The sequence below is a fragment of the Janthinobacterium svalbardense genome (genome assembly GCF_002327145.1).
GTDB lineage: Bacteria > Pseudomonadota > Gammaproteobacteria > Burkholderiales > Burkholderiaceae_D > Janthinobacterium > Janthinobacterium tructae.
Genome location: NZ_CP023422.1, coordinates 2670586 through 2696038 on the forward strand (window position 1 = coordinate 2670586; position 25453 = coordinate 2696038).

Here is a 25453-nt window from a genome sequence, read left to right on the forward strand (position 1 = left end):
CGCGCCCTGCGCTAATCCGACGCTTCAGCTTTACCCTGCGCAAACACCCAGCAAACCAAACTCACCAGCAGTCCCGCCATCACGCCATACGCCAGGTTCAGCGCGCTGTCGAACAGCAGCGGCGCCACCAGGCCCGAGACCAGCGCGAACAGCAGCATCTGAATGAACGATTGCATCGACGAGGCCAGGCCGCTGTTGTTGGGGAAGTGGTTCAGCGCCATCAGGGTCATTGGTGGCATGGCGATCGACAGGGCGAACGAGTAGAAGAACAGGGGCAGCACGGCCCACGGCACTTCGGCGGCAAAGAAGTAGTTATAGCCGATGTTGGCTGCAGCGGCGACCAGCATCAGGATGAAGCCGGCCCAGATCATCTGGCGCTGGCTGGCGCGGTGGGCGATTTTCGCCGACAGGGCCGAACCGAACACCATGCCGCTAATTAAGGGAATGAACAGCCAGGCGAACGCCGTCTCCGGCAAATGCAGGATGTTGATGATGAAGTAGGCGGCCGAGCCGATGTACAGGGCGAAGCCGCCGAAGGCGGCGCCGATGGCCGTCGACAGCAGCAGGAACTGGCGGTGGCACAGCACTTTCCAGTAATTGACGGCGATGCCGCCCAGGTGGAAGGCGTGGCGCTGCTCCTTCGGCAGGCTTTCCGGCAGCGCGCGCCAGACGACGATGAACATCAGCACGCCGAAGGCCGTGAGGAACCAGAATATCGACCGCCAGCCCAGGCCCACCTGCAGCCAGCCGCCCAGTACGGGCGCGATGGCCGGCGCCAGCGCGAACACCATCATGATGTGCGAAAGGATTTTTTGCGCGGCAGCGCCCGAATAGCGGTCTTGCACGATGGCGCGGCCGATGACAGAACCGGCGCCAGCCGCCAGTCCCTGCAGCACGCGCCAGGCCAGCAGCCAGCCCATCGACGGCGCCAGCGCGGCGCCCACGGAAGCGATCACATACAGGACCAGCGAGACGAGAATCACGGGACGGCGGCCGAACGAATCGGACAGGGTGCCGTAAAACAGCATCATGAAGGCGAACGTGAACAGGAAAAAGCTCAGGGTCTGCTGCACCAGCAGGGGGCTGGCATTGAAATCTTGCACGATGGCGGGGAAAGACGGCAGATATGTGTCAATTGCCAGCGGTCCGACCATCGCCAGGCCCGCCAAAATCCAGGTTAATAATTTAGTCATGTTAAAGAGTGTTTTTGTTAGTCCGTCATTTTACGCTAGTGACTGGAAACGGGTTTGGCGCGGGCTTTGTTGGTCATCGATATGCGTTTTTCGCATATCAAAGCTCGCAATTCTTCGTTGGCTTTGCCTGTCTGCGCCGTTAAGCTGGGGCGACCCGGCCTGTTTGCCTTTTTCTGGAAGTGATACGCCATGCACAGCATTTATCCCGCAGCGCCCGCCGACGACACGGCCCAGTGGAACCTGGGGCCCGTGATCCAGGCCTTGCGCACCTCGCGTGAAGACAAGCACAAGATTCGCCATAACGGCAGGGTGCGCGAACTGCCGTCGCGCGAAGCGCTGACCACCATCGTCAACGGCCTGTCGGCAGCGCTGTTTCCCACGCATTACGGGCGGCCCAACCTGACGGATGAAAGCATCGACTATTTTGTCGGCGACACGCTCAACACCACCCTGAACCGGCTCAGCGAGCAGGTGCGGCGCGGCCTGCTGTTCTCCGCTCCGGCTCACGCCGTACCGGCCGGTGATGAGGGCGGCGCCAGCGACGATGCGGCCCTGGCGCAGCAGGCGCGCGACATCACGCGCGCGTTTGCCGCCAGCCTGCCCGATATCCGCGCCTTGCTGGTATCGGACGTGCAGGCCGCCTATGCGGGCGACCCGGCCGCCACCTCGGTGGCCGAGATCATGCTGTGCTATCCAGGCACCATCGCCATTTTGTACCACCGCCTCGCGCACCGCCTGCATGCGCTGGGTGCGCCGTTCCTGGCGCGTCTGATCGCCGACATCGCGCACACGCTGACGGGTATCGACATCCACCCGGGCGCGCACATCGGCGCGTCCTTCTTCATCGACCACGGCACGGGCGTGGTGATCGGCGAGACGGCCATCATCGGCCAGCGGGTGCGCCTGTACCAGGCCGTCACCCTGGGCGCCAAGCGGTTTCCGGCTGACGCAAGCGGCGCGCTGATCAAGGGCACGCCGCGCCATCCCATCGTCGAGGACGACGTGGTCATCTACGCGGGCGCGACGGTGCTGGGGCGCATCACCATCGGCGCGGGATCGACCATCGGGGGAAATGTGTGGCTGACGCAGAGCGTGCCGGCGAACAGCAATGTATCGCAAGCGCAGATGCGCAACGATTGAGAAGTATGGAAGGGACAACGAACCCCAGCGCAGAAACTGGGGTCGTACCCTCAGGGTACGACCCCGGTATTTGCGCTTGGGCTTACTTCACCGTCAGCGCTTCATAGCGCGCCACGGGCACGCCATCTTTCAGCAGCAGCAATTCCTGGTCGGCGTAGCGGTAGCCATTGACTTCGCCCAGCGTGGTCAGCAGCAGGCGTTCGAGGTCCATGTCCTGCGGCTGGCACATCATCATGGTGCCGGCCAGCTGCCCAAAGTTCAAGGTGCTGACGCCATCGCTGGTGTAGCCGCCCATCATCTGGTTGCAGCCGCTGTGGCCACTGGCGCGGCCTTCGGCCAGCAGCAGGGTCACATCGCGCTGTTCAGGCGCCTTGCGCACCACTTGCTTGCCCTTCAATTCCTTCAGCTTCCACGGCGTGCCCGTCAGCTTGGGCGCCGGCTTGGCGGGCGAGGTGGCGCCTGGCGCGGCGGCGGCAGCGTCGCTGCGCACGGGCGTTTGCGCACAGCCGGCGGTGATGGCGACGATGGCGGCGAAGGGGATCAGTCTGGCGAGTGTGAACATGGCATTTCCTTCTTCAAATGAATGGCGCCAGCGTAGCAGATTGGCGCCACGCCAGCGTGCACGGTTGACAAGCCTACCGCTCCTGTTCCAGGCGCGCGTCGAGCAAGGTGCGCGCCGCCGCAACATAGGCGTGGCAGGCCTGCGGATCGACGAAGGCATCGCTGCCGGCCGTGGCGCTCGCTTCCAGCCGCTCCCACAATTGTGACGCTTCCGGATGCGCCGAAACGAGCACGTCGCAGGGCAGCTTTTCCAGGGTCTCGAAGCTGTGGCGCAAATCCGCCACCGCGTGCGGATACTCGCTGCTGGCGCTGAACTTGAAGCCGGGCCGCGAGACGGCGTTGAGGCTGTCCGCGTAGACCATGTTCAGGCAGCGGGGACCGTCGCACGATTGCCACGTCCAGCTCAGGCCTCCGGGCGTGTGGCCCGGCGTGGCATGCGCCGTCAGCTTGACGGGGCCGACGTCGAAATGGCCGCCGTCGCGCGCCAGGCGCATGTCCTTCACGGGCGGGTACTTGGGCAGCGCGTGGTATTGCGGATCGTCCGGACCCACTTCGCCCGAGGCCAGGTCCAGCGCCGCCGACGGGCTGGCGGCTACCAGCGCATTGCTGCGCCGCTGCAGTTCGGCCAGGCCGCCCGCATGGTCGATGTGGCCGTGCGAATTGAGTATCAGCTTGACGTCCTCGATGCGAAAACCCAGGGTGGCGATACTGGCGATGATCTTGGGTGCCGATTCCGGCAAGCCGCCATCGATCAGCACGTGGCCCTGCGGCGACGTCACCAGCACGGAACTGAGGCCTTTCACACCCACATAATAGGTATTGCCGAAGATGCGGAACGGCGCCTGGTCCGCATTCCAGGTGGCGCAGACATCGCAGCCCGGCGTCGGCGGCGTGGCTGGCGCCTGCGAGAATGCCAGGGAGCCATGGCCTGCCAGCAGCGCCAGTGCCAGCGCGCGTGTAAGAGTGAGGGGCATTGCAATCCTTATCCGTGTTGCCAAGGTGGCGTATGCTGACACGGAACGGAGCTGGACGCAAACGCATCCTTGCATGCATCGCTGCTGGCGAAGCGGGTGTTCAGGCCGCAGCCAGGGTGGCGCTGCCGGACGCGATGCTGACCTGCCGGCCCGCGTGGCCGGCGGGCAGGCGCGGGCCCTGGCCGAAGACCTTGTGGCGCAAGCTGCCTTCCTCGTAATGGGTGCGATAGCGGCCGCGCCGCTGCAGTTCCGGCACGATGTGGGTCACCACGTCGGCCATGCTGTCGTGGGCCACGGCGAAGGCCAGATTGAAGCCGTCGATGCCCGTTTCGTCCAGCCAGCTTTCCAGCTGGTCGGCCACCTGGCGCGCATCGCCCACCAGCACCGGGCCGCGCCCGCCCAGGCCGATGTATTCGGCCGCCTCGCGCACCGTCCACGTGCGGTCCGGGTCGGCCTGGCTGAACGACGCCAGCGCCGAGCGCCCGGCCGGGGAATCGATGTAGTCGATGGTGGCGTCGAGCGGGTAGCGGCTGAAATCGACGCCCGTCCATCCCGACAGCAGCACCAGCGCCGCCTCGATATTCACGTGGCGCAGGTAGTCGGCGTGCTTGGCGCGCGCCTCTTCTTGCGTGGCGCCCGTGATGACCAGCGCCTGCGCGTAGATCAGTAGCGCATCGCCATCGCGCCCGCTTTGCCGCACGGCGGCGCGCAAGTCGTCCGCATAGCGTTTCACTACCGTCTTGCTGGGGCCACTGACAAACGTCGCTTCCGCATGGCGCGCCGCGAAGCGCGTGCCGCGTGGCGAGGTGCCCGCCTGGTACAGCAGGGGCGTGCGCTGCGGCGACGGCTCGCACAAATGGATGCCGGGCACCTGGTAGTGGCGCCCGGCATGGTTGATCGGATGTACCTTGGCCGGATCGGCGTAGATGCCGCGCGCCTTGTCGTTGACGACGGCGTCGTCGTCCCAGCTTTTTTCCCACAGCTTGTAGACGACGTCGAGATATTCGTCGGCCAGGTCGTAGCGCTCGTCGTGACCCAGTTGCTGCTGCAAACCCAGGTTGCGCGCCGCGCTGTCTAAATAGCCGGTGACGATATTCCAGCCGATGCGTCCCCCCGTCAGGTGGTCGAGGGTGGAAATGCGCCGCGCGAACGTGTACGGATGCTCGTAGGTGAGGGCGCAGGTGACGCCGAAACCCAGGTGGGTGGTGGCTTGCGCCATGATGGGCACGAGGGCCAGCGGGTCGTTCAGCGGCACCTGCACGCCGTGTTCCAGGGCCGCATCCAGGCTGCCCCGGTACACGTCATACACGCCCAGCACGTCGGCCAGGAACACCGCGTCGAACAGGCCCGCTTCCAGCAGCTGCGCCAGTTCCGTCCAGTGCGCAGGATCGGTGTAGCGGTGGCTGCTGTCGCGCGCATGCGTCCACAGTCCCGGCGACTGGTGGCCGACGGTATTCATCTGGAAGGCGTTGAAGCGTATCGTCTTTGCCATGGTTTATTTGGTCACCGAGTTTGCCGCCGTCTGCAAGGCTTGCTGGTAGTCGGGTTTCGAATAGCCGGCAAAGTGTTTATTCGTGATGTCGAGGAATTCGCGCGAGCGGTAGGCGGCCGCCAGGTCTTTCGCGAACTGCTTGTCCTTGTCCGCCGTGCGGATGGCTACCAGGTTGATGTAGTTGGGCGAGATTTTCTCGGCCACCAGCGCCTCCGTCAGTTTCAGCCCCGACGCCAGCGCGTAATTGCCGTTGATGAAGGAGTAGTCGGTGTCGCCCAGGGAGCGTGGCAGCTGCGCTGCTTCCAGCGGCAGCAGCTTGATTTTCTTCGTGTTGACGGCGATATCCTTTTCCGATGCGCGCACGGGGTCGAAGCTGGCGCGCAGCTTGATCCAGCCCAGCTGGTCGAGCAGCACCAGCGCGCGTGCCTGGTTGGTCGGATCGTTCGGCAAGCCCACCGTCGTGCCTTCCTTCACATCGTCCAGGGTCTTGTGCTTCTTGCTGTAGATGGCGATCGGCGCCGTGGGTATCGTGATCAGGTCCGTCAGCGCCAGCTTGTGTTCCAGCGCGAATTTCTTCAGGTAGACGATATGCTGGAAGACGTTGGCGTCCAGCGAACCTTCGGCCAGCGCGAAGTTCGGCTGGATGTAGTCATTCAATTCCACCAGCTTGACCTTGTAGCCCTGTTTTTCCAGGATAGGCTTGATGCCCAGCTTGATCTGGTCCGCGTACGGCCCGGCGCTGGTGCCGATGGTGATCTCTTTCGGGTCCTTGGCGTGGACAAAGCTGCTGGCCAGGGCCAGGCTCAGGGCGGTGAGGAGGATGCTGCGGCGGGCGATGGTCATGTTGGCTCCTTGGTGGGTGAATTATGAATACGCCGTCGGCTCGGGCACGGTGCCGTTCAAGGCAAAGCGTCCCAGGTCGCGCAGCTTGTAGTCGATGGGGTCGTGCAGGGTATGCACGCGCACGTTGCGCCAGTAGCGGTCGAAGCCGTACTGGGCCGAGGTGGAGCGGGCGCCCGTCAGTTCGAACATCTGGCTGCTGATTTCCAGTCCCGCCTTGTGCGCCAGGCACTTGGCTTCGGCGACAAACACGGCCAGCAAGCCCCGCTCGCGCGCCGTCACCAGCGCGCCCTTGCGGAACACCTTTTCCAGTTCCTGCGCCGCGCCATCAGCCAGCACTTGCGCGGGGCGCAGCAAGAGCCACAGCTGGCCGTAGCGGTGCTGGATCAAGGGATCCTCCGTTGCCTTGGCTACGCCCGAGGCAAACCAGGCTTTCGCCTGCTCGTCCGTGTAGCGGCGCGCCGCCTCGAACGCGCCTTCGGCGATGCCCAGATACAGGTTGCTCATGATCAGCTGCGCGATCTGCGAGCGCACGGTCGCTTGCGGCGTGGCGGCCTGCGCGGGCGCCTGCAGCACCAGCTCGTGGGGCAGTGCGACCGCCTGGAAATGCACATTGCCGCTGTCCGTCTGGCGCTGGCCGAAGGCGTCCCAGTCCGCCTGCACGCTCACGCCATCCTGGCGCGTGGGCAGGGCAGCGATCAGCGCCGTCTGCGTGGGCGCGTGCCAGGCCGAGACGGTCAGCCAGTCGGAACCGACCGAGCCGGAAGAAAAGCTCTTGATGCCATCGAGGATAAAGCCACTGTTGGTGTCACTGGCCGTGACGCGCTTGTCGAGGGGATTCAGGGCATTGCCCCAGAACAGGCGCTCGTCGACGGTCAGGGTGAGCAGGCGGCGCTGCTGTTGCGCGCTGCCATACAGCTGCAGGCCGGCCAGCTGCAAATGGTGGAAGCCGAAGACATGCGCCAGCGCGCTGTCGGCGCGCGCCAGGATGCGGATCACCTGGTACACGAGGGGCCACGACGCGCCCTGGCCGCCGAATTCCACGGGGATCGACAAGGTGAGCAGACCGGACTCGCGCAGCCATTCACGCTCCTGCGCCGCGTGGCCGCCGGCCTGGTCGCGGGCATTCGCCGTTTCGGCCAGGCGCGCGGCCAACTTTGTTGCGATGCGGATGGCGTCCTGCAGCGGTTCCTGTGCGGGGACCTGGGAGCGGGCGGAGTGGAGAAAAGCGCTAGACATGAGTGACATTCCAGAAAGACGATGAGGCCGATATTGCACCGCCAGGCGCGTGCCGTACACGAAGAAAACCGCGCATGGATATGCGAAAAAAGCCGCGCGGGAACCGGCGCCTTCGCTTGCGGGGCGTCAGGCCCGGATAGTCAAAAAACGCATATCGAAGCGCGAAAGCATTCGTTTTACCCGGCTGATGATGGCGATAGGCTGCAAGCATCCGAGCAGATCCACTTTCGACAACCTACAGGGACGGGCATCACATGAGCATCTTGTTATTGGGCGGTAGCCCCCAGCTACCATCGAGTTCCAGCCGCCTGCTGCTGCATATCGGCGAACAGCTGGCGCTGCAGGGTCACAGCTACGCCAAGCTGCATGTGCGCGACCTGCCGGCGCGTGCCCTGCTGCTGGCCGACTACGACGACGCGGCGATTGCCCGCGCCGTGCGCGCCGTGGCCGACGCCGACGCCATCGTGATCGCCACGCCTATCTACAAGGCCGCGTATACAGGGTTGCTGAAAGCCTTCCTCGACCTGCTGCCGCAAGATGGCCTGGCCGGCAAGCTGGTGCTGCCACTGGCCACGGGCGGCGGCCACGCCCACACCCTGGCGCTCGACTATGCGCTGCGTCCCGTGCTGCATGCGCTGAGCGCCAAGCAGGTGTTCACCAGCATCTACGCCAATGCGCAGCAGCTGGACTGGCACGAAGAGCGGGGCTTGAGCCTGGATGCGCCGATTGCCGCACGCGTGCAGGCTGGCATCGAGGAGCTGTCTGCCGGCCTGTTCGTGCTGCAGGGCCGGCGTCCACCTGCGCCAGCAGAGGTCCCGCATCCCGTGCGTTCGCTGCAAGACCAGCCTTACGCCCCGCAATTTCAAGCCGCCTGATTATTTACCGACCAAGGAACCCTCATGACACACCGCCACGCACAACGACTCTCGCGCCGTACCACTCTGGGCTTGCTGTTTGCCGCTGCCGCCGGCGTGATGGCGGCCGGCATGCCGGCTGCGGCGCTCGCGCAGGCCAAGGGGGAGGTCCAGGTGCAGGTCCGCATCGGTTATCAGAAATACGGCACCCTGACGTTGTTGAAGGGGCGCGGCACGCTGGAAAAACGCCTGGCCGAGCAGGGTGTGGGCGTGAAATGGACGGAGTTCCCGGCCGGCCCCGTGCTGCTGGAAGGCTTGAACGTGGGCAGTATCGATTTCGGTACCGTGGGCGAGGCGCCACCGATCTTTGCGCAGGCAGCCGGCGCCAACCTGGTGTATGTCGGCAATGAACCGGCGTCGCCGGCCAGCGAAGCCATCGTCGTGCCCAAGGGGTCCGGCCTGCGCACCCTGGCCGATTTGAAGGGCAAGAAAATCGCCCTGAACAAGGGCTCGAACGTGCATTACCTGCTGTTGAAAGCACTGGAAAAGGCGGGCGTCGCGTATGCCGACATCCAGCCCGTGTTCCTGCCGCCGGCCGATGCACGTGCCGCCTTCGAGCGGGGCAGCGTGGATGCCTGGGCCATCTGGGACCCCTTCCTGGCGGCCGCCGAAAAGCAGCTGGGCGCGCGCGTGCTGGCCGATGGCAAGGGGCTGGTGGCGAACTACCAGTTTTATCTCGCCTCGCGCACGTATGCGGAAAAGCATCCCGAGATCCTGCGCATCGTGCTCGACGAAGTGGCCAAGGTCGATGGCTGGGGCCGCAACAACCCGGACGAAGTGGCGACGATTTTGTCGGCGCAGACGGGTCTGAGCAAGGAGGTCGTGGCGCTGGCCGCCTCGCGCTATGCGTATGGCGTCAAACCCGTGTCAGTCGACGTCATCGCTTCGCAGCAAAGGGTGGCGGACGCGTTTTCCAGCCTGAAGCTGATTCCCAAACCGATCATTGTCAAGGACGCGCTGCTGCCGGCGCGCCAGCTGGCCACCAGCACAAAATAAGGAACAAATATCATGTCATTGAATGTCTTCTGGTTCATCCCCACCCACGGCGACAGCCGCTACCTGGGCACGTCGCAGGGCGCGCGCCCCGTCGATGCCGACTATCTGCGCCAGGTGGCCGTAGCCGCCGATACGCTGGGCTACGACGGCGTGCTGCTGCCCACGGGCCGCTCCTGCGAAGACGCGTGGGTGGTGGCGTCGTCGCTGATCAGCGTGACGCAAAAGCTGAAATTTCTGGTCGCCGTGCGGCCCGGCCTTTCCACGCCGGGCCTGGCCGTGCGCATGGCGTCCACGTTTGACCGCCTGTCGAACGGGCGCCTCCTGATCAACGTCGTCACGGGCGGCGACCAGGGCGAGCTGGAAGCGGACGGCCTGTTTGCCGACCATGCCAAGCGCTACGAGATCTCCGATGAATTCATCAAGGTCTGGCGCGCCACCCTGGCCGGCGAGGGCGGCGCGGCCGGCTATGATTTCGAGGGCAAGCATATCCAGGTGAAGGGCGCGAAAACCCTGTACCCGCCCGTGCAGAAACCGTATCCGCCGCTGTATTTCGGCGGCTCGTCGGAGCCCGCGCATGAACTGGCGGCCGAGCAGATGGACGTGTACCTGACGTGGGGCGAGCCACCTGCCGCCGTGGCGGAAAAGATCGCCGACATCCGCGCCCGCGCGGCAAAAAAAGGTCGCACAGTCCGGTTTGGCATCCGCTTGCACGTGATCGTGCGCGAAACGAACGAGGCGGCCTGGCGCGCGGCCGATGAACTGATCAGCCATCTGGACGACGACATCATCGCCAAGGCGCAGGCGGCCTTCGGCAAGATGGATTCCGTGGGCCAGCAACGCATGGCGGCCCTGCACGGCGGGCGGCGCGACAAGCTCGAAGTGTCGCCGAATCTGTGGGCCGGCGTGGGCCTGGTGCGCGGCGGCGCGGGCACGGCTCTGGTGGGCGACGGCCCGACGGTAGTGGCGCGCATGCAGGAATATGCGGACCTGGGCATCGACACCTTCATTTTCTCGGGTTACCCGCACCTGGAAGAAGCGTACCGCTTCGCCGAACTGGTGTTCCCGCTGCTGGGCAAGGGCAAGGCCGTGGGTGAGCAGTCACTGACGGGGCCTTTCGGCGAAGTCATGGCCAGCAATATCGTGCCGGCAGCGCCGCAGAAAAAGGCGGCCTGAGATGGGCGCCGGCCCCACTTTCACCACCAAGCATCCGCCCGGCACGCCATGGCGCAATGCATTGGCACCGTGGGCCTTGCCCGTGGCGCTGCTGCTGGCCTGGCAGCTGGCCGCGCAGTGGGGCTGGCTGTCGAGCCGCATCCTCCCCGAGCCGTGGGCCGTGGCGAAGGCTTTCTGGCACCTGGCCGCATCGGGCGAATTGTGGCTGCACCTGAAAACGAGCTTGTGGCGCGCCACGCTCGGTTTCGTCATCGGCGCGGGACTGGGCTTGCTGCTGGGATTATTCACGGGCAGCTTCCGCCATGCGGAAACCCTGCTCGACACGACGCTGCAAATGGTGCGCAACATCCCGGCGCTGGCCCTGATCCCGCTGGTGATCCTGTGGTTCGGCATCGACGAGACGGCGAAACTCTTTCTGCTGGCCGTCGGCGTGTTCTTTCCCGTCTACCTGAATACCTTCCACGGCATCCGCTCGGCCGATCAGGGCTTGATCGAAATGGCGAAAAGCTATGGCCTCTCGGGCTGGCCCCTGTACCGCGACGTGATCCTGCCGGCCGCCATGCCCTCCATTTTAGTTGGCGTGCGCTTTTCGCTGGGCCTCGTGTGGGTGCTGCTGATCGTCGCCGAAACCATCTCGGCGCAGGCCGGCATCGGCTACATGACCATGAATGCGCGCGAATTTTTGCAAACGGACGTGGTGCTGGTGGGGATTTTGCTGTACGCCTTGCTGGGCAAGCTGGCCGATTTGTTCTCGCGGGGGCTGGAACGCCACTGCCTGCGCTGGAATCCCGCCTACCGATAGTGACGAAATGACGAAAGAAGACACCATGCTGCTCGCCCCCATCCAGATCGAAACGGATTTTTTGTCGCACTTCGTGCAATACGATCCCGCCAGCGCGCCGCCGCAGGCCAAGGTCGCCCCGCAAGCTCCTTTGGCGCGCCGCGGCGTGCCTTTGGAACTGACGCAATTGAGCAAGGCGTATGGCGACCGCCCCGTGCTGAACAACGTCGACCTGCAACTGGAGGCGGGCGAGTTCGTCGCCATCGTGGGGCGCAGCGGCTGTGGCAAGAGCACCTTGCTGCGCTCCATCGCGGGCCTGGAAAGCATCGATGAGGGCAAGGTCGCCATCGGCAGCGGCGTGGGCGCGCCCGATATCCGCATCATGTTCCAGGAGTCGCGGCTGCTGCCGTGGAAGACGGTGCTCGACAACGTGGCCCTGGGCTTGCCCCGCTGCGTCGGCGCGGCGGCCGCCTCGCTGTGGACGGTGGGCCTGGCCGAACGCGCCGACGACTGGCCGGCGGCCTTGTCGGGCGGGCAGAAGCAGCGCGTGGCGCTGGCGCGCGCCCTGGTGCACGAGCCGCAACTGCTGCTGCTCGACGAGCCATTGGGTGCGCTCGACGCCCTGACGCGCATCGAGATGCAGCAGCTGATCGAGTCGCTGTGGCTGGCGCGCGGTTTTACGGCCGTGTTGGTGACGCACGATGTGGCCGAAGCGGTGGCCCTGGCCGACCGGGTGCTGCTGATCGAGGAGGGGCGCATTACCCTGGACGTGCGGGTGGACTTGCCGCGTCCCCGTCAGCGCGGCCATGCGGCTTTCGCCGCGCTGGAGCAGGCTATTTTGTCGCGGGTACTGCAGCCGCAGGGTCGGACAACTGCGCCAGCACAATGAACCCATCCGCATCGACGGTCGCCACGATGCTCTCATAGCTATCGATGGCCGGGTGGCGCGTGACCAGCGGGTGCGCATGCGTGGCCGTGACGACGATGACCTTCGCGCCGGCCGCTTCGCCTGCCTCAATGCCGACGGACGCGTCTTCGAACACCAGGCAGTCAAAGGGCGCCACGCCGAGTTTTTCCGCCGCCAGCAAATAGCAATCGGGTTTTGGTTTACCCGCCTTGACGTCTTCCGCCGTCACCATGATGGCGGGAATCGGCATGCCGGCCGCCTTCAGGCGCGCCGTCGCCAGCGCGCGCGGCGCCGACGTGACGATGGCCCATTGCGCGGGCGGCAGCGACTGCAAAAAGCGCAGCGCGCCCGCGATTTCAATAATCCCATCCACATCGATGATTTCGGCATCCGTGATGCCCTGCGATTCGCGCTGTGCGTCGACGCCGGGCAAGCGCAGTTTGGCGATGGTGTCGACCGAGCGCGCGCCGTGGATGGTGGGCAAAAAGGCTGCCACGTCGAGGCCCTGGCGCTGCGCCCAGGTGCCCCAGATGCGTTCAGCGGCGGCGATGGAATTGATGACGGTGCCGTCCATGTCGAATAGCAGGGCGCGGTAGCGGCCTGCGGCCCGGGGTGGCGTCGACGATAACGGTGGCTGCTGCTGCGGCGAGGGCAGTGCGGACATGGCTTCCTTCCGGATGATGGGCTGGAAGCCATTGTAACGGCAGTCGATTTTTATTTCACAGGTAGACCGATTCAAAGCGGGCCACGGGCGCGCCATCCTTGAGCAGGATCAGCTTCTCGCCTTCAAGCTGGTAGCCCGTCACGCTGTTCAAGTTGGCCAGCACCGCGCTTTCCAGTTGCATCAACGGCGGCGGGCAGGCCATGCGCGTGCCGGCCAGTTGCGTGAAGCGCAGGGCATTGCCGGCCAGCGTGTAGCCGCCCATCACGCGGTTGCAGCCCGTAAAACCTTGGACCTTGCCATCGTCGGTGAGGGTGATGCGCACTTCGCGCTCCTGTTCCGGCGCCATCGTCACGGGGGCGCCATCGAGTTCTGTCAGCTTCCAGTAGGTATTCGTCAGGCTGTAGCTTGGCGTCAGGCCCGTGTCCGGCTTGGCGCTGTCGGACGTGGTGGCGCAGCCGCCGGCCATGGCGATGGCGGCGGCGACGGACAGGTATTTCAGGTGATGCAGCATGGGAGGCTCCTGTTCATGGGTGAATAGTCGCCAGACTAGCAGTTTTTCAGTGCCTGCCCGCGTACGGCAGCGGCGATTGTTTTCATTTTGCCAGCCTTGGCATTACACTCATGCTTTCTGCTGTTTTAACTTTATCGGGGAGCCGGGCCGATGCTGCAAGCGCAAGCGCTGGATAATCGACTGGTCGCCACTACTGGCGACGACGTGCTGGTCGACCGCATCGTGCCCGGCGCGCCGCTGGTGATCGCCTTCGGCTTCGTCTCGTGGACCTCGCGTCCCGCCTTCGATTTTTATGGACGCCTGAGAAAACTGGAGCAGGTCAGCGGGCAGCCGCTGAACAAAATCCTCGTGCGCGATTCGGGCAATGCCTGGTATCACCGCCAGATCGCGGGCCTGGGTAGTCACGTGGATGAAACGGCGCAAGCCCTGCGCGAGCTGGTGCGCCGCATTGCGCCAAGCCAGCTCACTACCCTCGGCCAGTCCATGGGCGCGTATGCGGCCGTCATGTTTGGCTTGCTGCTCGATGCGCAGCAGATCGTCGCCTTCGGCCCCTTGTCTTTCCTCGACGTGCAGCAGGCGCGTTTGTACCATGAGCTGCGCTGGCTGCCCGTGATGGAGTCGCTGGCGCAAGACCCGCCGCTCACGGGTTACTATGACCTGGCGGCCCTGTGCCGCGCCAGGGCGACCGAGCATACGCAGCTGCACCTGCTGTTCGGCACGCGGCCCGACGCGGCCAACTCTGGCACCAGCGCCAGCGAATCGGTGAATCTCGACGCCATGCACGCGCAGCGCCTGGCCGCCTTCGGCCGCTGCACCCTGCATCCGTTTCCCCATTCTGGCCACGCGGTGGTGCAGCACCTGATCGACACAAAACGCATCAACGGCTTGCTGGCCAGCTGCATACTCGGTCTCACGCTGGAAGATGAACCGATGCCGGAGATCGGCGCCGCCTGGCAGGACTGGGTGGCGGAAAACCTGCGTTTGGGCTGCGCTCGCGAACAGTTGGTGACGGTGCTGCAGCAGCACGGCTTTTCGCACGCCAGCAGCATGGCGGCCGTGGCTGCCGTTGCTGCCGCCCGCGCCAAGGTCATATGACGGCGCAGTTCGAACTCGACACCCTGAAAATCCGCCTCGCCGCACCTGAATTGGCGGCGCTCGACTTGCGCGTGCGGGTGCAGCGCGCGCTGCGCCAGTTGATACTCGATGGCGTGCTGGCGCCCGGCCTGCGCCTGCCGGCCACGCGCGCGCTGGCGCAATCGCTGGGCGTGTCGTGCGACACGGTGGAAATGGCATATGCACAGCTGCGCCTGGACGGGTATATCCAGCGGCAGACGGGATCGGGCAGTTTTGTCTCGCCGACGATAGGCGCCAGCTTGCTGGGCAAGCCTGCGGCTGCGCTGCCGCCCTTGTCCGCGCAGCCGGTGGCCCTCAGCGCGCGCGGTGCGCACATCCTTGCCAGCGGCGGTGTGGCCGACCAGCAGAGCGTCAGAGCTTTCGCCACGGGCTTGCCGGAAACGCGCGCCTTCCCCCTCGATGTGTGGGAACGCTTGCGGCGCCAGGCGGCCGGCGAACACCGTGCCGGCATACTGCTGCACGGCGACCCGCAAGGTGCCACGCCGCTGCGGCAAGCCATCGCCGACTATGTGAACCTAGAGCGGGGCGCGCGGGCCACGGCGGATCAGGTGTTGGTCTTGAGCAGCACGCGCCAGGCGCTGTACCTGTGCGCGCAAGTGCTGGCCGATGCGCACGGCCCGATATTGATGGAAGATCCCGGCTATTTTGGCGCCCGCAAGGCGTTCGAGATGGCGCAATTGCAGGTCGTACCCGTGCCGGTCGACGCGCAGGGCTTGTCCATCGACCACCTGCGGGCGGACCGCAGCGGCGCCAACACGATTTATGTCACGCCGTCGCATCAATACCCGACGGGCGCCACGCTGGCACTGGAGCGCCGCCTGGCCCTGACGGCCTGGGCTGTGGAACGCCAGGGCTGGATCATCGAGGACGACTACGACAGCCAGTTTCACTATGCGGGCTTGCCGACGGCTTGCGTGCAGGGGCTGGACACGCAGCAGCGCACGATTTACCTGGGCACCTTCGCCAAGTCGCTGTACCCGGGCCTGCGCATCGGCTACATGGTGCTGCCGCCCGCGCTGGTGAAACCGATGACGTATGCGCGCAGCATCCTCGATGGCCATACGCCGCAACTCGATCAGCTGACACTGGCCCGTTTCATCGCCGATGGCCATTTCGCGGCCCATGTGCGCGCCATGCGCAAGATCTACGCAGTGCGCCGCGACGCGATGGCGCAGGCCGTGCAGCGGCACTTGCCGCACGTGGTCACGGCGCAGCTGCCGCCGGGCGGCTTGCAACTGCCTTGCTTGCTGCATGAAGGCAGGGACGAGCTGGACACGATACGGCTGGCGGCGCAGGCGGGCATCGTGCTGCCGGGCCTGAGCCGGCTGTATGCCGTGCCGCCGGCGCGCGGTGGCTGGCTGCTGGGCTTTGCTGCGCTCACGCCGCACGAGATCGACAGCGGCATCGTCCGCCTGGCGCGCGCGTTGGACTGATACCGTCAAAGTGGTCTGTTATATGCGCCTGAATTGGACTGCTTGAGCAGTCCGTCTGGCCATTAAGATGCTCCCTTTCAATGGCAGGGGCATCTATATGACAACAAACACAACAATGGCCGCCATGGCCAACCGGCTGCGTTGGCGCGATCTTGCTGCCCCCACGCTGGCCGCCTGCATCTCCGTCCTCGTCAACTATGGCGGCACCTTCGTGCTGGTGTTCCAGGCGGCCCAGCTGGCCCAGCTGAACGCGGCGCAGACGGCGTCGTGGGTCTGGTCGCTGAGCATCGGCGTGGGCGTGACGGGCATCTGGCTCAGCTATCGCTACCGCGCGCCCATCATCACGGCCTGGTCCACGCCCGGCGTGGCCTTCCTGGCCACCGTCATGCCGCACACGCCGTATGCCGAGGTGATCGGCGCCTACATGGTGTCCGCCATCGCCTTCATTCTGCTGGGCATGTCTGGCGCCTTCGAGCGCCTGGTGCGCTGGATTCCTGGCGGCATCGCGGCGGGTTTGCTGGCCGGCATCTTGCTGCAGTTTGGCGTGAATGCGTTTGGCGGCGCCAGTGCCGATCCGCTGCTGGTGGCGGTGCTGCTGCTGTCGTACGCCGTGCTGCGCCGTTTCACGGCACGCTTTGCCGTGGTGGGCATCATGCTGATCGGTCTGGTACTGTTGCTGGCGCAGGGACGCATCGATGCGCAAGGCATCGAACTGGCCCTGGCCGCGCCCGTGTTCGAGATGCCGCGCTTTTCCGTGGCGTCGCTGCTGGGCGTGGCGCTGCCCCTGTTCCTGATCACGCTGACGGGCCAATACATGCCCGGCATGCTGGTGCTGCGCAACGATGGTTACCCCGTCAGCGCCAATCCGATTTTGACGGTGACGGGACTCGGTTCTCTGCTCATGGCCCCATTTGGCGCGCACGCCTTCAACGTGGCCGCCATCACGGCCGCCATCTGCACCGGCAAGGATGCGCATGCGGACCCGTCGAAACGCTATGTCGCGGGGCTGGCGTGCGGCGTGCTGTACATCCTGGTGGGCGTCTTCGGCGTCACCCTGGCCAGCCTGTTCATGGTCTTGCCGCGCAGCTTCATCACGGCGCTGGCGGGCCTGGCCCTGCTGGGCGCCATCGGCAACAGCCTGGCGCAGGCGATGGCGGACGTGCGCATGCGCGAAACGGCCTTGATTACCTTCCTGGCGACGGCCGCGAACGTGACCCTGCTGGGCGTGGGCGGCGCCCTGTGGGGGCTGGCAGCGGGACTGGCGGCGCATGGGCTGATGCATGGCTGGCGCAAGGCGGCATAGCAAGACAGGTTGCCCGTTTTGCCAGCCGCGCATACAATTGCTCGCCGCCGGCTGGGTGTGAATGTTTACTTTTACTATTAATGAAAAGCGAGAAAGCGATGCCTGTCAGCTCCTACCTGAATACCCGTCCTGTGCTGGGCGAAAGAGTCTACCTGCATGACACGGCGCAAGTGATTGGCGATGTGCAGATCGGCGACGACTGTTCCATCTGGTGCAACAGCGTGCTGCGTGGTGACGTCAACCGCATCGTCATCGGCGAAGGCAGCAATATCCAGGACTTTTCCATGGGCCATGTATCGCACAAGAATGCGGCCAAGCCCGACGGTTCTCCCTTGATCATCGGCAAATACGTGACCATCGGCCACTCCGTGATCTTGCACGGCTGCAGCATCGGCGACGAATGCCTGATCGGCATGGGCAGCATCGTCATGGATGACGTGGTGGTGGAAAAGCACGTGATGCTGGGCGCGGGCAGCCTGGTATCGCCGGGCAAGGTGCTGGAAAGCGGCCATCTGTACGTGGGCCGTCCCGCCGCCAAGGTGCGCGCGCTAACCGAAGCGGAGATCGCCTACCTGCGCTATTCGGCCGAGCATTACGTGCGCGTCAAAAACAATTACCTGGCGGGTGGCGACGACGCCTGATTGTCGGCATGATCGAGGCGGCGCAGTTCCGGCCGCGGCGCCAGGTCTTGCGGCAGGCGCAGGCCGGACACCAGGCCCATGCGTTGCCACAGCAGCAAGACCCACCAGCCCGGGTCCCATTCGCCCGGCAGCAGGCCCAGCCGAGCCGAGCCGGGATAGGCGTGGTGGTTGTTGTGCCAGCATTCACCCATGGTCAGTAGCGAAGCCAGGCGGATATTTCTCCCTTGTACGGCGGCACCATCGACATGAAAGTGCATTTGCCCATGGTTGTGGGCAAAGTAGCCGATCAGCCAGTGACCGAGCACGCCGGCGCTGACCCTGGCGCAGACACCCCAGCAGACGAAACCCCAGCCGCCCCAGGCGTAGAACAGCAGGGCCCACGGCAGTTGCTGCAGCATCCAGGTGGCTTCCAGAAAATGGTAAAAGCGGTCGTGCGCGATGCGCGGCTCGATGGCGATGTGCGGCGGATGGTCGAGGTCCAGGCGGCAGAACAACTGCCACCAAGCATCGCGCCAGAAACCGGCGCCGTGGCGCAAATAGGGGTGGCAGTCGGGCAGGCGCTGGGCATAGTCGCGCAGTTCGTGCTGGCGCAGCAGGCCTAGCGGGCCGCTGAGGCCCACCAGCACGCCCAGGTAGACGAGTACATATTCCAGCCATGTTGGGCAATGAAAACTGTCGTGTATCAGTTTGCGGTGGCTGCCCAGCGAGTGGCCGAACAGCAGCACGATGGCCGTGCTGATGATAAACAGCAGCAGGCCCGTCCAGCTGAAGAAGAACAGGGCGCCAGTCACGGCGCCGGCCAGCATGGCCGTCAGCCACAGCGATGGCAAAGGCGCATGGCGCACCGCGCCGTCAATGATGCTGTCGGCGTGCGTGGCGCGGGCGCGGTGGCTGTCCAGGCTGGCAGCCGTCATCAACCCTCGGGGGCCGACGACGGTTGCGTATACTTGTCGAAGTTGGTGATGTAGTCGTTGAAGTTGTCGGTCAGCATGCGCTTGTACTGTTCCGTGAAGAACGCCACGGCGCCTTCCTTCTCTTCCTGCATCTTCGCCACGTCGTTGCTCTTGCTGGCGACCAGGAATGCGTTGAAGCGGGCGGCCGCGTACAGCAGCGAGGTGGCCACTTCGTTGCCGCGGCTATGTTCGCACTGCTCGTTGGCCAGGGCGATGATCTGGTCGGCGCGTTCCCAGAATTCCGGGCCCGGTGCTGGTTTTGTCGTTGGTGTGTTCATGAAAATCCCTATGAAAGTGCGCGCCAGTCTACACAGGGGGCCGCAGGCTGTCCAGCAGCACGGCTGCCTGTCAGGGCGCCTGCAGGATCTGTTCCAGCAAAACGGGCAGCGGCTGGCGGATGTCGAGCACGATGCCGGCCTCGTCCGGCTGCAAGGGCTGCAGGGTGGCCAGCTGGCTGTCGAGCAGGCTGGACGGCATGAAATGGCCGGGGCGCTGCATGCGGCGTTCCAGCACGGCGCGCGGACCGTCCAGGTGGACAAAGCGCAGGGACGGGTCTCCCTCGCGCAGTACGTCGCGGTAGGCGCGTTTCAGGGCCGAACAGGAGACGACCAGGCCGCTGCCTTGCGCACGGGCCGTGGCGATGCGCTCGCGCAGGGTGGCCAGCCAGCCGGCCCGGTCGGCATCGTCGAGCGCAATGCCGGCGGCCATCTTGGCCACGTTTTGCGGCGGATGCACGTCGTCGCCCTCCACGTAGGGCACGCTCAAGGCGTCGGCCAGCAGGCTGCCGACGGCGCTCTTGCCGCAGCCGGACACGCCCATCACGACCCAGCGCACGGCGGGCACACCCAAGCTCAAGGCGCCGAAACGATGACGGTGACGCGGCGGTTTTCTGCCTGGCCAGCCTTGCTGGCGTTCGAGGCGACGGGCTTGCTCATGCCCAGGCCCTTGACGACGATATTGCCGCGTGGAATGCCGACCACGCCCATCGCATCGGCCACCACGTTGGCGCGCGCCAGCGACAGCTTGTTGTTGAGTACTTCGGCACCTTCATTATCCGTATGGCCTTCCACGCGCATGTGGCTAATGCCCACTTTCAGCAGGGCGGCGCTGATTTTCTGGATGGCGGCCCGGCTCGGCGCCGTCAGGCTGGAAGCGCCGAAATCGAACAGCAGCTTGTCGGTAAAGCTCAGTTCCCAGCCTTCGTCCGTCTGCTTGAAGCCCTGTTCCGTCAAGGTGGCGACTTGCTCGGCGTTGAACAGCGGTTTGGTCTCTGGCGTGCTCTGGCAGGCGGCCAGCAGGCCCAGCATGAACAGGCCGAGGAAGCCGCGGCGTAATTGTGTGTAGATGAATTGCATGGTGTTGCTCCTTGGTTCAGGGGTGAGTGTGGGGGTGAGTGTGGGATTGCGGCAGGCGCGCCACCTGGCGCGTGCCGCGCTGCGCCTGCTTGGCGCGGTACATGGCTTCGTCCGCCGCACCGACCAGCGAGACGGCGTCGATGGCGTGATCGGGGAAGACGGCCACGCCGATGGTCAGCGAGGTGACGATGCTGTTGCCGGTGGGCAGTTCAATGGCTTGCGCCATGGCGGCGATGATGTTGTCGGCGATGTGCATGGCGTCGCTGCTGTTGCGCAGCGGCTTGAGCAGGATGGCGAATTCGTCGCCGCCCAGGCGCGCCACCAGGTCGCCCTCGCGCAATTGCTGCTTGATGCGCGCGGCGATCGTCACCAGCACGCGGTCGCCCGAGGCATGGCCGAAGGTGTCGTTGATGTACTTGAAGCGGTCGCTGTCGAGGAACAGCATGGCCACCTTGCCATTGCCGATGCGCGCTTCGAGGATGGCGCGTTCCAGCTCCGCCTCCATGAAGGCGCGGTTCGACAGGCCCGTCAGGCTGTCGTGGTTGGCGCGGTGCGACAGCGAGGCGTGTTCCTTTTGCAGATGGCTTTGCCACGCCTCCAGTTCGTCGAGCAGGGCGTTGAAGTCGTCACTGATCTGGTTCAGTTCGGCGATGTTGGCGGGCGGCACGCGCAATTCGAACGAGCGGTCGCGCCGCACGCGGTGGGCCGTTTCCGCCAGGTGGCGCAGCGGCGAGGTGATTTCTGTTTCCATGCGGCGCGACAGGCGCACGGCAACGACCAGGCTCAGCACCAGGCAAGCCAGCAGGCAGGACAGGCCGCTCAGCAGGAAGGGCAGCAGGCTGCGGCTGTGCGGCACCAGGGTGATGCTGCCGATGGCCTGGTCATTGCGCATGACGGGGAAGGTCAGCGAATCGGGCAGCATCCAGCCCGTCAGCGCACGTTCGATGTAGTAGCGCGTGCCGTGTTCGCCCCGTTCCCAGCGGGCCAGCACCTTGCCGGCCTTGTCGCTCACTTGCGCCTGGTCGATATCTTCATTCACGCCGATCAAGGCCAGCGCTTCTTTGGCTACCAAGGCGTCGCCAAAGACGACGGCCCCTTCCACCGTGTAGCTCATCGAGCGGGCCACCAGGCGCAGATTCTGGTCCGAATAGACGCGCAGGGCCAGCAGCGCCACGGCCGTCAGGGTCAGGCCGGCCGCCAGCACGGCAATCAGCGACACGCTCAGGTGGGCGCGCCGCAGCACGCTGTCGAGCGTGCGGCGGGGCTTGCGCGCCGACCGGGGAGGCATGCTGGCGCTCATGGCTGCGCTGCCTTGCGACGTGCAATTTGCAAGGCGTTCGGATGCACGCGCAGGCCGCTGCGGGCGATGGCATCGAGGTTGACGTCAAAACCGATCTGCGTGTCGTTCAGGCGCAGGCAGAACATCGTGCCCACGCTGCAGGCCGTGCCGGGTTCGGCGATCGATAAAATCGGCTTGCCGATGATCTGCGCCAGCAGTTGGTCGCGTTCGCCCTCGGGCAGGCTGCCCAGGTAGATGACGTCGCATTCGCCAGCTGTGGCTGACGCCGCCGGGATTTTCACGCGGATGCGCTGGCCCAGGCTGGAGGCGGGCTTGTCGACGATGGCCGCCCCGTAGCGGGGCACACCGAGCATGCAGACGCGCACTTCCGGGCGTGCAACGGGCCAGCGCACATAACTGATGATGCCAAACAGCACCTGGGCCACCTCGGCCGGTCGCCTGGCCTCGGCCGCCGCGCCCGTCTGCGCCCACGCCGCGCATGTCGTCAGCGCGCCGCAGGCGAACAGCGAGGCCAGCAGCGAGGTCAGCAGCACTGCGAGCAGGGCGGGCGGCGTGGGGCGCTGCCGGTGGCGGTGGAAGGAGGGCACGGCGTCGGGTATCTTTATGCAGGTCGGGCGGCGATTCACATCCCTACTCAACAACACAGACTGTACGGAAGTCCATGCTGAAAGTAATGATGGCGCTACGCCATAAAGCTTGCATTATAAACACGAATGCTGAAACTTGCATTCTTTACCATGATAATTAACTGATAGACATTATTGTCGTGCTACAGAGTGTTGCTATTCTTCCAGTGTCGCTTCCAGCAAGTCGATTTCGCGCAGCAGGCGCAAATGGATGGTGTCGTCGAGTTCGCCCGAGATGCGGCGGCGGTACAGTTCATCGCGTTCCGCATTCAGCGCTTCCAGGCGCAGCGCCCGTTCGGCCTTGGCCAGTTCCTGCAGCCGCGTCGCCTCGTCGTTGCTGCTTTCGCCGTACGCGAGGCGGCGCCGGTAGGCTTCGATCAGGCGGTTGGCCGCCTCGGTGACGACTTGCTGCTTGTCATTTTTGTCGATGCCTTCGCAGACTTTCTCCAGCCGCGCGATGGCCGCTTCGGCGGCAGCGGCGCGGGCATCGCGCTCTTCCGTCGAGCGGCGCGCGGGCGGCGCGAACACCAGGCCCTTGGTCAGCAGGGGCAGGGTGACGCTGGCCAGTATCAGCGACAGCAAGATCACGCCCATGGCCAGGAAGATGACCAGGTCGCGCGCGGGGAAACGATTTCCGTCAGGCAAGAACAACGGCAGGGTCAGGATGCCGGCCAGGGTCAGCGCGCCGCGCACCCCCGCAAACGAGGCCACCAGCAGCAGGCGCAAGCTCGGGCGGGCCAGCAGCGCCGCATCCTTCGGTTCGCCGGCCATTTTCTTGTGGTGTTTGAACAGGGTCAGTTTCATGGAAATGAAGACCCAGATGAAGCGCATGAAGGTCAGCCCCACCGTGATGGCGATGACGAATAGCGGCAATTTCCAGGCGCTGCCGGCGCCCACTTCCATGGAGGCGGCGGGCAAGCCGGCCACGGTGGTGGGCAGCTGTGCGCCCAGCATGACGAAGATCACGCCATTCAAGACCAGTTGCACGGTATCCCACACGGCCTTGCGCTGGGTGCGCGTGGCGGCCAGCGGGCGGCCGATCAGGTCGGCGTAATGCATGGACACGCCCGCCGTGGCGGCGGCCAGGATGCCCGAGCCGTGGATTTGCTCGGCGCCCAGGTAGGCGGCAAACGGGATCAGGATGCTGATCAGGATCTGCAAGCCTGGCTCTTCGCCAACCTTGCTCACCAGCCATTTATTCGCCAGGCCCACGCCCCACGAGATGGCCAGGCCGATGACGATGCCGCCACCTGCTTCTTGCAGGAAACTCAGCGAGGCGGCGCCGATGGAAAAGCCGCCCGTCATCATGGCGCCCACGGCAAACGTGAAGCAGACCAGGCCCGAGGCGTCGTTCAGCAGGGATTCGCCTTCGAGGATGTGCATCAGGCGCGGCGGGATCGGGTTGCCGGCCGCAATCGCCGAGACGGCCACGGGGTCCGTCGGCGAGAGGATGGCGCCCAGCGCGAAGGCGACGGCCAGCGGCACGCTGGGGATCAGCCAGTCGATGAAGAAACCCATGCCCAGCACGGTAAACAGCACCAGGCCGATGGCCAGCATCAGGATCGAGCGCGCATCGGAAAAGAAGGCGCCCTTGGGAATGCGCCAGCCATCGAGAAACAGCAGCGGCGGAATGAAGAGCAGGAAGAAAATATCGGGATCGAGCGGCACTTGCACGCCAAACAGGGCCAATCCCGTGCCGCCGGCGATCTGGATCAGGGGTAGCGGCAGCTTGACCCAGCGCGAACGGGCGATGAAGCCGCACAGGACGACGCTCAAGACGAGGATGAGGATGATGGTAACGGTATGCATGAAGGAGCGGCGGCGTGCTGAAACGCTGATTATAAGGCGCAGCCCGCGCATGGCGTTACCTGCGTGTCATTGCGTACATACAACAAGTCACAATCGCGGTAAGATTCTCCCATTCATTGCCACAATCTGCCCTGCTGCTGCCGTCCGTGCGCGGCAGGCGCGTGCTTAGCCTTGTGCTTGGCCTTTTACCGGACTCCTGTTTTGCTCAAAAAGATTTTCTCCGGCCTGCTGCTGTCGCTGGCATTGCTCATCGTGGCGGCCCTGGCTGCCTACTTGTATTACTGGCGCCCTGCGCTGGCGCCCATCGATCCGCCCGTCGCCACGGCATTTTCCCCGCAAGTGGTGGAGCAGGGCCGCCTCCTGGCCGGCATGGGCAATTGCGCTGCCTGCCATACGGCCCAGGGCGGCGCCGACTACGCGGGCGGCCATGGCTTAGCCACGCCGTTCGGTACGATCTATGCGACGAATATCACGCCCGACAGACAAACGGGCATCGGCCGCTGGTCGCTGGCCGCTTTCCAGCGGGCCATGCGCGAAGGCGTGGGCCGCGATGGCGCCCATTTGTATCCCGTCTTTCCGTACACCCACTTCAACCGCGTTTCGGACGCCGACCTGACGGCCTTGTACGCGTATGTCATGACGCGCCCGCCCGTGTATGCGGTGGCGCCCGTCAATAGCGTGCCTTTCCCTTTGAACCTGCGCCCCTTGCAGGCGGGCTGGAAGTTGCTGTTTTTCAAGCCGGCCAGCTTTCAGCTAGATCCTGCGCAAGGGCTGGACTGGAACCGGGGCCGCTACCTGGCCGAAGGCCTGGCGCATTGCGCCGCCTGCCACACGCCGCGCAATGCGCTGGGCGCCGAGCTTGCCGGCTCGTCCTATCTGGGCGCTTCCATCGATCACTGGTATGCGCCGGCCTTGACCAGTGCCAACACGGCACCGCTGCCGTGGACGCAGGACGAGCTGTACGCCTTCCTGCGCACGGGAGCGACGGCCCTGCACGGCGTGGCGGCCGGCCCCATGTCGGCCGTCGTGCACGAAGGCATGGGGGCGTCGCCCGATGGCGATATCCGCGCGCTGGCAACGTATTTTGCCGGCGTGGCCGGAGTCGAGCAACGCCAGGTCGATACCGACACCGTGGTCAAGGCGGGCATCGCCCGCTCGCAGCGCGTCAGCCTGGTCGACAATGACCGTGGCGCCAGCCTGTACGTGGCCGCCTGCGCGTCGTGCCACTCGAACAGCGACGGCCGGCCCGTGGCCCTGCGTCCGGAACTGAGCCTGAACAGCGCCGTCAGCGCGCCCGATCCCGCCAACCTGATCCAGGTGATATTGCACGGTATCAGCAAGGACGACGCCATGCCCGGCGTGCTGATGCCCGGCTTTGCCGCCTCGCTGACGGACAACGACGTGGCCCAGCTGGCCGCCTATCTGCGCCGCAGCCGCAGCCCCCAGCCCGCTTGGACGAACCTGGAAGCGGCCGTGGCACGCGCGCGGGCCGGCAAGTAATTCTTGAAAGTATC

26 protein-coding genes are annotated in these 25453 nt (G+C 65.2%); 11 read left to right on the forward strand and 15 right to left on the reverse strand.

What is annotated here, in order from left to right; all coding sequences use genetic code 11:
- Positions 1 to 11: 11 nt before the first annotated feature.
- Positions 12 to 1193, reverse strand: a complete 1182-nt coding sequence (locus tag CNX70_RS12010; protein ID WP_096234866.1) for a multidrug effflux MFS transporter — start codon at positions 1191 to 1193, stop codon at positions 12 to 14.
- 189 nt (positions 1194 to 1382) lie between these two features.
- Between CNX70_RS12010 and epsC the strand changes: the two genes are divergently transcribed.
- A complete protein-coding gene (gene epsC, locus CNX70_RS12015; RefSeq protein WP_096234867.1) occupies positions 1383 to 2333 on the forward strand; it encodes a serine O-acetyltransferase EpsC in 951 nt (316 codons plus the stop codon).
- A gap of 82 nt (positions 2334 to 2415) precedes the next feature.
- Here epsC and CNX70_RS12020 read toward each other — a convergent pair whose 3' ends face one another.
- The 5 genes from CNX70_RS12020 to CNX70_RS12040 all read right to left on the reverse strand — a co-directional run bounded on the left by CNX70_RS12020 (position 2416) and on the right by CNX70_RS12040 (position 7439).
- Positions 2416 to 2895 (reverse strand): META domain-containing protein, encoded by a 480-nt coding sequence (locus tag CNX70_RS12020; RefSeq protein ID WP_096234868.1) that lies wholly within the window; start codon positions 2893 to 2895, stop codon positions 2416 to 2418.
- A gap of 73 nt (positions 2896 to 2968) precedes the next feature.
- Positions 2969 to 3868: a subclass B3 metallo-beta-lactamase gene (gene bla, locus CNX70_RS12025; RefSeq protein WP_096234869.1), complete on the reverse strand. Its 900-nt coding sequence runs from the start codon at positions 3866 to 3868 to the stop codon at positions 2969 to 2971.
- A 100-nt stretch (positions 3869 to 3968) separates the two neighbouring features.
- Positions 3969 to 5360, reverse strand: coding sequence for an LLM class flavin-dependent oxidoreductase (locus tag CNX70_RS12030; protein ID WP_096234870.1), 1392 nt, complete (start codon positions 5358 to 5360; stop codon positions 3969 to 3971).
- 3 nt (positions 5361 to 5363) lie between these two features.
- Complete coding sequence (locus CNX70_RS12035) at positions 5364 to 6203, reverse strand: MetQ/NlpA family ABC transporter substrate-binding protein (protein WP_096234871.1); 840 nt, start codon at positions 6201 to 6203, stop codon at positions 5364 to 5366.
- Positions 6204 to 6224: 21 nt separating this feature from the next.
- A complete protein-coding gene (locus CNX70_RS12040) occupies positions 6225 to 7439 on the reverse strand; it encodes an acyl-CoA dehydrogenase family protein (protein ID WP_096234872.1) in 1215 nt (404 codons plus the stop codon).
- A gap of 254 nt (positions 7440 to 7693) precedes the next feature.
- Between CNX70_RS12040 and ssuE the strand changes: the two genes are divergently transcribed.
- The 5 genes from ssuE to CNX70_RS12065 are packed head-to-tail and all read left to right on the forward strand — an operon-like array spanning position 7694 to position 12192.
- Positions 7694 to 8314 carry an NADPH-dependent FMN reductase gene (gene ssuE / locus CNX70_RS12045; RefSeq protein WP_096234873.1) on the forward strand — a complete coding sequence of 207 codons (621 nt, stop codon included), beginning with the start codon at positions 7694 to 7696 and terminating at the stop codon, positions 8312 to 8314.
- A gap of 24 nt (positions 8315 to 8338) precedes the next feature.
- Positions 8339 to 9349: a sulfonate ABC transporter substrate-binding protein gene (locus CNX70_RS12050; RefSeq protein ID WP_167389647.1), complete on the forward strand. Its 1011-nt coding sequence runs from the start codon at positions 8339 to 8341 to the stop codon at positions 9347 to 9349.
- A gap of 12 nt (positions 9350 to 9361) precedes the next feature.
- Entirely contained in the window at positions 9362 to 10522 is a 1161-nt protein-coding gene (gene ssuD, locus CNX70_RS12055) for an FMNH2-dependent alkanesulfonate monooxygenase (RefSeq protein WP_096234874.1), read from the forward strand.
- Between the two features lies 1 nt (position 10523).
- Positions 10524 to 11324: an aliphatic sulfonate ABC transporter permease SsuC gene (ssuC, locus tag CNX70_RS12060; RefSeq protein ID WP_096234875.1), complete on the forward strand. Its 801-nt coding sequence runs from the start codon at positions 10524 to 10526 to the stop codon at positions 11322 to 11324.
- 25 nt (positions 11325 to 11349) lie between these two features.
- Entirely contained in the window at positions 11350 to 12192 is an 843-nt protein-coding gene (locus CNX70_RS12065; protein ID WP_096238413.1) for an ATP-binding cassette domain-containing protein, read from the forward strand.
- Here the strand turns inward: CNX70_RS12065 and CNX70_RS12070 are convergent.
- Both CNX70_RS12070 and CNX70_RS12075 read right to left on the reverse strand, forming a co-directional pair.
- Positions 12137 to 12874, reverse strand: coding sequence for an HAD-IA family hydrolase (locus CNX70_RS12070; protein WP_096234876.1), 738 nt, complete (start codon positions 12872 to 12874; stop codon positions 12137 to 12139). The genes CNX70_RS12065 and CNX70_RS12070 overlap by 56 nt on opposite strands.
- A 55-nt stretch (positions 12875 to 12929) precedes the next feature.
- Positions 12930 to 13385: an META domain-containing protein gene (locus CNX70_RS12075; RefSeq protein ID WP_096234877.1), complete on the reverse strand. Its 456-nt coding sequence runs from the start codon at positions 13383 to 13385 to the stop codon at positions 12930 to 12932.
- Positions 13386 to 13535: 150 nt separating this feature from the next.
- On the opposite strand from CNX70_RS12075, the gene CNX70_RS12080 reads away from it, so the two are divergent.
- The 4 genes from CNX70_RS12080 to CNX70_RS12095 all read left to right on the forward strand — a co-directional run bounded on the left by CNX70_RS12080 (position 13536) and on the right by CNX70_RS12095 (position 17896).
- Positions 13536 to 14480: a hypothetical protein gene (locus CNX70_RS12080; protein WP_096234878.1), complete on the forward strand. Its 945-nt coding sequence runs from the start codon at positions 13536 to 13538 to the stop codon at positions 14478 to 14480.
- Positions 14477 to 15952, forward strand: coding sequence for a MocR-like pyridoxine biosynthesis transcription factor PdxR (pdxR, locus tag CNX70_RS12085; protein ID WP_096234879.1), 1476 nt, complete (start codon positions 14477 to 14479; stop codon positions 15950 to 15952). Before CNX70_RS12080 ends, pdxR begins: the two co-directional genes overlap by 4 nt.
- Positions 15953 to 16049: 97 nt before the next feature.
- Positions 16050 to 17255 carry a benzoate/H(+) symporter BenE family transporter gene (locus CNX70_RS12090; RefSeq protein WP_208624529.1) on the forward strand — a complete coding sequence of 402 codons (1206 nt, stop codon included), beginning with the start codon at positions 16050 to 16052 and terminating at the stop codon, positions 17253 to 17255.
- A 98-nt stretch (positions 17256 to 17353) separates the two neighbouring features.
- Positions 17354 to 17896 (forward strand): gamma carbonic anhydrase family protein, encoded by a 543-nt coding sequence (locus tag CNX70_RS12095; RefSeq protein WP_096234881.1) that lies wholly within the window; start codon positions 17354 to 17356, stop codon positions 17894 to 17896.
- Here CNX70_RS12095 and CNX70_RS12100 read toward each other — a convergent pair.
- From CNX70_RS12100 to CNX70_RS12130, 7 genes are all read right to left on the reverse strand, one after another.
- Complete coding sequence (locus CNX70_RS12100; protein WP_096234882.1) at positions 17869 to 18810, reverse strand: acyl-CoA desaturase; 942 nt, start codon at positions 18808 to 18810, stop codon at positions 17869 to 17871. The genes CNX70_RS12095 and CNX70_RS12100 overlap by 28 nt on opposite strands.
- Complete coding sequence (locus CNX70_RS12105) at positions 18810 to 19127, reverse strand: DUF3144 domain-containing protein (protein WP_096234883.1); 318 nt, start codon at positions 19125 to 19127, stop codon at positions 18810 to 18812. The genes CNX70_RS12100 and CNX70_RS12105 overlap by 1 nt, the downstream gene beginning before the upstream one ends.
- Before the next feature lie 70 nt (positions 19128 to 19197).
- Complete coding sequence (locus tag CNX70_RS12110) at positions 19198 to 19668, reverse strand: gluconokinase (protein WP_096238414.1); 471 nt, start codon at positions 19666 to 19668, stop codon at positions 19198 to 19200.
- Positions 19669 to 19700: 32 nt separating this feature from the next.
- Complete coding sequence (gene yfiB / locus CNX70_RS12115; RefSeq protein WP_096234884.1) at positions 19701 to 20204, reverse strand: outer membrane lipoprotein YfiB; 504 nt, start codon at positions 20202 to 20204, stop codon at positions 19701 to 19703.
- A gap of 16 nt (positions 20205 to 20220) precedes the next feature.
- The gene (dgcN, locus tag CNX70_RS12120) at positions 20221 to 21504 is read right to left on the reverse strand and encodes a diguanylate cyclase DgcN/YfiN (RefSeq protein ID WP_096234885.1); all 1284 of its coding nucleotides are present in this window, start codon (positions 21502 to 21504) and stop codon (positions 20221 to 20223) included.
- Positions 21501 to 22091, reverse strand: a complete 591-nt coding sequence (yfiR, locus tag CNX70_RS12125) for a regulatory sequestration protein YfiR (RefSeq protein ID WP_244199123.1) — start codon at positions 22089 to 22091, stop codon at positions 21501 to 21503. Before yfiR ends, dgcN begins: the two co-directional genes overlap by 4 nt.
- Positions 22092 to 22286: 195 nt before the next feature.
- The gene (locus CNX70_RS12130) at positions 22287 to 23939 is read right to left on the reverse strand and encodes a Na+/H+ antiporter (RefSeq protein ID WP_096238416.1); all 1653 of its coding nucleotides are present in this window, start codon (positions 23937 to 23939) and stop codon (positions 22287 to 22289) included.
- A 201-nt stretch (positions 23940 to 24140) separates the two neighbouring features.
- On the opposite strand from CNX70_RS12130, the gene CNX70_RS12135 reads away from it, so the two are divergent.
- A complete protein-coding gene (locus tag CNX70_RS12135) occupies positions 24141 to 25439 on the forward strand; it encodes a cytochrome c (RefSeq protein WP_096234886.1) in 1299 nt (432 codons plus the stop codon).
- Positions 25440 to 25453: the final 14 nt, after the last annotated feature.